Origin of the sequence: Burkholderia sp. S171 (genome assembly GCF_009766085.1) — a bacterium.
Taxonomy (GTDB): Bacteria; Pseudomonadota; Gammaproteobacteria; order Burkholderiales; family Burkholderiaceae; genus Caballeronia.
In genome coordinates this window covers 113469-120559 of record NZ_LMUF01000004.1, presented here as the reverse complement: position 1 = coordinate 120559, position 7091 = coordinate 113469, and the positions used below count along the sequence as shown (strand labels likewise).

6 protein-coding genes are annotated in these 7091 nt (G+C 61.6%); 5 read left to right on the top strand and 1 reads right to left on the bottom strand.

What is annotated here, in order from left to right; genetic code table 11:
• The first annotated feature begins 242 nt into the window (after positions 1-242).
• From GSQ93_RS01535 to GSQ93_RS01515, 5 genes are all read left to right on the top strand, one after another.
• Positions 243-2603, top strand: coding sequence for a UvrD-helicase domain-containing protein (locus GSQ93_RS01535; RefSeq protein WP_158933927.1), 2361 nt, complete (start codon positions 243-245; stop codon positions 2601-2603).
• Entirely contained in the window at positions 2600-3391 is a 792-nt protein-coding gene (locus GSQ93_RS01530; protein ID WP_158933926.1) for a 5'-methylthioadenosine/adenosylhomocysteine nucleosidase, read from the top strand. Before GSQ93_RS01535 ends, GSQ93_RS01530 begins: the two co-directional genes overlap by 4 nt.
• Positions 3392-3719: 328 nt before the next feature.
• Entirely contained in the window at positions 3720-3944 is a 225-nt protein-coding gene (locus GSQ93_RS01525; protein WP_158933925.1) for a hypothetical protein, read from the top strand.
• Positions 3941-4456 carry a hypothetical protein gene (locus GSQ93_RS01520; RefSeq protein ID WP_254073709.1) on the top strand — a complete coding sequence of 172 codons (516 nt, stop codon included), beginning with the start codon at positions 3941-3943 and terminating at the stop codon, positions 4454-4456. Before GSQ93_RS01525 ends, GSQ93_RS01520 begins: the two co-directional genes overlap by 4 nt.
• Positions 4457-4613: 157 nt before the next feature.
• Positions 4614-6551 carry a propionate--CoA ligase gene (locus GSQ93_RS01515; protein WP_301952041.1) on the top strand — a complete coding sequence of 646 codons (1938 nt, stop codon included), beginning with the start codon at positions 4614-4616 and terminating at the stop codon, positions 6549-6551.
• A 12-nt stretch (positions 6552-6563) separates the two neighbouring features.
• On the opposite strand, the gene GSQ93_RS01510 is transcribed toward GSQ93_RS01515, so the two are convergent.
• Complete coding sequence (locus tag GSQ93_RS01510; RefSeq protein WP_158933923.1) at positions 6564-7088, bottom strand: AlpA family transcriptional regulator; 525 nt, start codon at positions 7086-7088, stop codon at positions 6564-6566.
• Between the last annotated feature and the right edge of the window lie 3 nt (positions 7089-7091).

Here is a 7091-nt window from a genome sequence, read left to right as displayed (position 1 = left end):
GAAATTAAAACCTGAACAACACCGCTTGACACGGAAAGTCATATCAGAAATGACGCGCCGCCACGCGCAGTGGCTAACAGCGCGAAAAAAATCAGCCAGAAGGGAATGCGCGAAGACTTGGAAAGCAGCAACCCGGCATCAACCCCGACCACTAACGACCCCTGACCACTACCCCCCACCCTAACCGCCGCCGACCATCCCCGCTCGATTTATAATACCCATCCCACCGGAAAACTCCCCTCATGCCCGATCTGCTCGCCAATCTGAACCCTGAACAACTCGCCGCCGTCACGCTGCCGAACGAGCCGGCGCTTATCCTCGCGGGCGCGGGCAGCGGCAAGACGCGCGTACTCATCACGCGTATCGCCTGGCTGATCCAGCAGGGGTTCGCCTCGCCCACGACCATTCTCGCCGTCACCTTCACGAACAAGGCCGCCAAGGAAATGATGGCGCGCCTGACCGCGATGATGCCCATCGACACCCGCGGCATGTGGATCGGCACCTTTCACGGCCTCTGCAACCGCATGCTGCGCGCCCATTTCCGCGACGCAGGCCTCCCCCAGACGTTCCAGATCCTCGATACAGCGGACCAGTTGTCGGCAATCAAGCGCCTGATGAAGGGCCTGAATATCGACGATGAGAAATATCCGGCTAAAAATCTCCAGTACTTCATCAACAACGCCAAGGAACAAGGCCTGCGCCCGAAAGATGTCGACGCGACCGATTCCTTCAACATGAAGTTCGTCGAGCTGTACGCAGCCTACGAGCAGCAATGCCAGCGCGAAGGCGTGGTCGATTTCCCCGAACTGCTGCTGCGCTGCTACGAATTGCTCGCGCACAATCCGCCGCTGCGCGCGCACTATCAGGCGCGCTTTCGCAACATCCTCGTCGATGAATTCCAGGACACGAACAAGCTGCAATACGCGTGGCTGAAAATGCTGGCTGGCGAGCACAACGCCATCTTCGCAGTCGGCGACGACGATCAGTCCATCTACGCATTTCGTGGCGCGAACGTCGGCAACATGCACGACTTCGAGCGCGAGTACCACGTGCGCAACATGATCAAGCTGGAGCAGAACTATCGCTCGCACGGTCATATTCTCGATACCGCCAACTTCCTGATCGCCAAGAATTCGCGGCGCCTCGGCAAGAATCTTCGCACCGACGCCGGTCACGGCGAACCCGTGCGCGTGTACGAGGCCGCGACCGATACGCAGGAGGCGGCGTGGATCGTCGAGGAGATCAAGGCGATGATCCATGCCGGCTCGGCGCGCGGCGAAATCGCCATCCTGTATAGAAGCAACGCGCAGTCGCGAACCATCGAACACACGCTGGTGAACGCGGGCATTGCGTATCGCGTGTATGGCGGCTTGCGGTTCTTCGAACGCCAGGAAGTGAAGCACGCGCTGGCGTATCTGCGCCTGATCGACAACCCGAACGACGACACCGCGTTCGCCCGCGTCGTGAATTTTCCGACGCGTGGCATTGGTGCAAGGTCGATCGAGCAACTGGCCGACGCCGCGCGCCTCCACAACTGTTCGATGGCTGCCGCCGTTCCTTACGTGATGGGCAAGGCGGGTTCGAGCATCGGCGCGTTTGCGCAACTGATCGCCAAGATGCGCGCCGAAACGCAGCAGATGAGCCTGCCGGAAACGGTGGAATACGTGGTTCGCGCAAGTGGTCTCGCCACGCATTACGAGAACGAGCGCGAGGGTCAGGACCGGCTGGAGAACTTGCAGGAAGTGGTGAACGCCGCTGCGGCGTTCGTGCAGGAGGAGGGCTACGGGCTCGATACCCCCGCGCGCTCCATTCCGCTTCGTCCGGGCGCGACGAACGCGCCGGAAATCGGCTTGGCGACCGACGATCCGTCAGTCGATGTGCTCGACCCGGAAAGCCCCGCCGATCCTGCGCAAAATCCCGACACCATGACGCCGCTGGCCGGGTTCCTGTCGCACGCATCGCTCGAAGCCGGCGATAACCAGGCGCAAGCCGGTCAGGACGCCGTGCAACTGATGACGGTGCACGCAGCCAAGGGCCTTGAATTCATGGCGGTGTTTATCACGGGCCTGGAAGAAGGCCTGTTCCCGCACGAGAACAGCGCGCAGGAAACCGACGGACTCGAAGAGGAACGGCGACTGGCGTACGTGGCGATCACGCGCGCGAAGGAGCGGCTGTATTTGTCGTTTGCGCAAAGCCGGATGTTGCATGGCCAGACGCGCTACAACATTCGTTCCCGTTTCTTCGATGAACTCCCGGAAGGCTCGCTCAAGTGGCTGACACCCAAGATGGAGGCGGGCGCGCGATGGGGCGGCCGAGCAGATAACGCCGGCTGGGGCCGCGACTGGTTCGCCAAGCCCGACAAGGAACGCGCCGCGTATGCCGATCCGGATGCCGGCAAGCCACTGCCCGCGTTCGCCAACAGCCAGCGCGCCGCCGACACCGGTTTCAAGGTCGGTCAGGCCGTGTTTCACAACAAGTTTGGCGAAGGCACGGTGATCGGGCTTGAAGGTGCAGGCGCCGATGCCCGTGCACACGTGCGCTTCAAGCGACACGGCGAGAAGTGGCTCGCGCTGGCGGTCGCGAAGTTGCAGGCGGTGGAATGACCGCGAGCGTGAGACGTCTCGGCATCATGGCCGCGTTGCCGCAGGAACTGGGCGACCTGATCGAATCGATGCGCGTGGGCGGTGACGTGCGTACCGAGACCATCGGCCGGCGCGAATATCACGTCGGCATCGCGCATGGCGTGCCGTGCGTCGTGACGCTCGCGCGCGTCGGAAAAGTGGCCGCAGCGGCGACCGCGAGCGCGTTGATCCACGTGTTCGGCGTGAATGCCATTGTGTTCACCGGCGTCGCTGGCGGCGTCCGGAAAGACGTGCGTGTTGGCGATATCGTGATTGGTGAAACACTGATGCAGCACGATCTCGACGCGTCGCCGCTATTTCCGCGCTTTGAAGTGCCATTGCTCGGCATGGCGCGCTTTCCCGGCGATGCCACGCTGAATAGCGCGCTGGCAGAAGCATGCAGAGCATTCCTCGCCGATGAACACGCTACGCTGGAGGCGCGTTTTGGTGTGCACCCGCCACGGTTGCATCGCGGGCTGATCGTGAGCGGGGACCGGTTTGTATCGAGTCATGCCGAGGTGGATGCGCTGCGCGCAGCGTTGCCTGACGCGCTGGCGGTCGAGATGGAAGGCGCGGCGCTCGCGCAAGTATGTTTCGAGCACGGTGTTGCATGCTCGGTTGTGCGCACGGTCTCGGATACCGCCGATGCCGACGCGCCCGAATCCTTCCTCGAGTTCCTGCATGCGCTCGGTGGAACCTATTCGTCGGGAATCTTGCGGCGGTTTCTGGCCGTGTGGGCTTCCATAGGCGACGTACGTAGTCCTTCTTGAGCATCCACTTTCGGCGGGAATTCGGCGACTGTCTCCGCCGCGTGAGCTTGCATAGGCGACGCGCGTCTTCTCTTCCTGAAAACCGTCGTCTTTAGCGTCTGGGAATTTTCCAAGCCCAGCGGCGCGATCTGTCTCCTTTCTACACTCAGAAAGTAACAGCGAATTTGTCGCGAGCTTATCTGCGTGGCGGGCCACCCGTGCCGCCTCTCCCCACGTGCGTCTTCATCATCCGCATCTCTTCTATCGCCCCTCGACTCGCTCCCCAAAAATCTCTCTTGTAATTGAGAATGATTCGCAATTACAATGTTCGAGACGACAGGAGGTCCGCATGACCGAAACGACGCCCGACTCCAGCCGGGCACAGCGCGCAATGTCCGCGACCACCGCACAGGTGATCGAGACCACGCGCCGCGCATGGCTCGCCGAAGTAGCGCAACCCACCGGCGATATCAGCGACATCGCGAAGCAGCCCCGGCGACCCCGGTTTTCACGTCGTCCGATAGTCGCAAACCTTGCATTAGCCATGAATTTCTGGAGTACGAGACCGCTGTGATTGCTACCCCAACTCCCTTGGCCAAGTCCATTAGCTCCGCCATCGTTATCGATGCGTCCGACGCATTCGGTATTCCCGATCAGCGCATGCACGACGCCAGCCGCTTTCCGCTCGTGCGTTTGCGTCGACGCGCGGTGCAGGCGGGCTACGCGTTCGGCTGGGGCGCAGAGATGCAGCGGTTGTTATCGTTGAAAACGCCGTTTGTGATCGTGTCGGATCATGACGCCGATGAAACCGCCGATGACACGCGCCTCCGAAGCGCATGGCTACGTTCCCACCGGGACGCTCTCGCCCTTTTTTGCCGGGGATTCATTGTGATAGAGCCGAGGATAGAAGCGCGGGCATCGACGCGGGAAGCTGTGCGCGCCGCGACGCAGGGCGGCGGCGTGCGTTTGGTTGTGGTGTCCAGCATGCGGGTGGCGGGCGAACTCGCGCCCGTGCTGCTCAAGCATTCAGCAAGCGATCTGGAGAAATCCCGATCCACCGATAAGCCGCGCTTGCAGATGCCATAACGGCGCATCGCGGTCTTTGTTGAAATGATGGCGGGTGACGTCACGTGGCAAAACCGGTCACCCGGCAGTCGACTCAGGGCCGTCCCTCTCTAGCAGCGCCTCACGGCCTGAACTATGCTCAGGAGCAATTCGCTTGTCGCCTGACGCTGATTCAGGCGTGGCGTTCCGCTACCAGACAAAGGTTCAGACAGGGGTCCGAATGCCGACTTATCGTGAAGCTCATCGCCGTTCGATCGACGATCCGGAATCGTTCTGGGGCGAACAGGCGCGGCGCATCCATTGGGAAACGCCGTTTGAGCAGGTGCTTGATCGCAGCAATCCGCCGTTCGCGCGCTGGTTTGTCGGCGGTAAAACCAATCTTTGCTACAACGCCGTCGACCGGCATCTCGCCGCACGCGCTCAGCAAAATGCGCTGGTGTATGTGTCGACGGAAACCGGCATCGAGCGCCGCTACACCTATGCCGAACTGCACGCCGAAGTGAACCGCATGGCCGCGGTCATGCGCTCGCTCGGTGTGAAACAGGGCGAGCGCGTCCTGATCTATCTGCCGATGATCCCCGAAGCGCTGTTCGCGATGCTCGCCTGCGCGCGGCTCGGCGCCATCCATTCGGTCGTCTTCGGCGGCTTTGCGGCCCCGAGCCTGGCGGCGCGCATTGATGACGCCACGCCCGTGCTGATCGTTACCGCCGACGCGGGTGCACGGGCAGGCAAGGTGATCGATTACACGCCGCTTGTGGACGAAGCGCTCGCGCGCGCCACGCATAAAGTCCCGAAGGTATTGCTGATCGACCGCCAGCTTGCGCCGGAAAGGTTGCAAGCACCGTATCTGGTGTCCTACGAACCGTTGCGTGAACAGTTCTTCGATGCCCACGTCCCGTGCGTCTGGCTCGAATCGAACGAACCGTCGTACGTGCTCTATACGTCGGGGACGACCGGCAAGCCGAAGGGCGTGCAACGCGACGTGGGCGGGTACGCGGTGGCGCTGGCGGCATCGATGGAACATATCTTCCAGGGCAAGCCCGGGGACACCATGTGGACCGCGTCGGACGTGGGCTGGGTGGTCGGGCACAGCTACATTATTTATGCACCGCTGATCGCCGGCCTGACAACGGTCATGTACGAAGGCACGCCGATTCGCCCCGATGGCGGTATCTGGTGGCGGATCATCGAGCAGCACAAGATCAACCTGATGTTCACCGCGCCGACCGCGTTGCGCGTGCTCAAAAAACAGGATCCGAAGCTGATGGAGCAAGCGGATTTATCGAGTCTGCGCACGTTGTTTCTGGCCGGCGAGCCGCTGGATGAACCCACCGCGCAGTGGATCCAGGGCGCACTGAAAAAGCCGGTCGTCGATAACTACTGGCAGACCGAAACCGGCTGGCCGATGATCGCGATCCCACGCGGTATTGAAGCGTTGCCGCCGAAGCTAGGATCGCCGGGCGTGCCTTCGATGGGCTTTGCATTGACCGTGCGAAACGAGGCGACGGGTGAAATCTGTGCACCGGGTGAGAAGGGCGTGATTGCGCTCGATTATCCGTTGCCGCCGGGTTGCATGCAGACGGTATGGGGCGACGATTCACGCTTCATCAAGACTTACTGGGAAAGCGTGCCGGGGCAGCAACTCTATTCGACCTTCGACTGGGGCGTGACCGACGAAGACGGCTACGTATCCATCCTCGGCCGTACTGACGACGTGATCAACGTGGCGGGGCACAGGCTGGGCACGCGTGAGATAGAGGAGGCGTTAAGCAGTCACCGGGCCGTGGCTGAAGTGGCGGTGGTGGGCGTGGCCGATTCCGTGAAAGGGCAAGTGGCACTGGCCTTCGTCGTTTTACGCGATGCCCAGGCCTTGGACGCAGAGGGCGCGCGTGAAGCGCTTGAAGGTGAACTTTGTCGAAGCGTGGATGCGCATTTGGGTGCGATCGCCCGTCCCGCGAGAGTCCATTTCCTGGCGATGCTGCCGAAGACTCGGTCGGGCAAGTTACTACGACGGGCAATTGCGGCGTTGGCAGAAGGGCGCGACCCCGGCGATCTGCCGATGATCGAGGATGCCGGGGCGCTGCTCCAGGTGAAGGAGGCTTTGGCGCGGCAGTAGCGGTTATTCCCGTTACTTCACCAAAGCCCGCAACTCACGCTCCGCCCGGGGCGTGAGTCGCTGCGTCTCTTTCGTGAGATTGACTTGCATGGTCGTCTCAGCAATTTCGTGAACCGCTTGTTCAAGCTGATACGTGCCTTTGGCCTTAAGCCAGTCCATGACTTCCGCCAGATGCCATATTGCGGTGCTGCCTTCGTGCACCGGCGAAGGAAACGTATCCGCGTTCGTGAGCATTAACTTGCGCATGTTCTGACGCGTTACGCCGATTGCGTCGGCGACGTCGGTCAGGCCGACAAAATCCGGTGAAGCCTCCACCAGAGTGGCGCTCGGAACGGCCGACTTGACGTCCTTCAATGCGCTCGTCAATGCTGCTTGCGCGCTGTCTGCTTCACGCGTAAATGCCAGTGCAATCCGACCCGGCTGACCTACGCCGATCAATGCGTCGTCGCATCCTGCGGCACCCAGACGTCCGATCAACGCTTCGTGATCGCAGGCGTTTTCCGACAACCGGTACTTCAATGTGAACGTGTATTCCATGGT

What these genes read in the sequence shown, in the direction of transcription:
- GSQ93_RS01525 (WP_158933925.1), top strand. Translation starts at nt 3,720, where the DNA reads ATGACCGAAACGACGCCCGACTCCAGCCGGGCACAGCGCGCAATGTCC.
- GSQ93_RS01530 (WP_158933926.1), top strand. Translation starts at nt 2,600, where the DNA reads ATGACCGCGAGCGTGAGACGTCTCGGCATCATGGCCGCGTTGCCGCAG.
- GSQ93_RS01510 (WP_158933923.1), bottom strand. Translation starts at nt 7,088, where the DNA reads ATGGAATACACGTTCACATTGAAGTACCGGTTGTCGGAAAACGCCTGC.
- GSQ93_RS01535 (WP_158933927.1), top strand. Translation starts at nt 243, where the DNA reads ATGCCCGATCTGCTCGCCAATCTGAACCCTGAACAACTCGCCGCCGTC.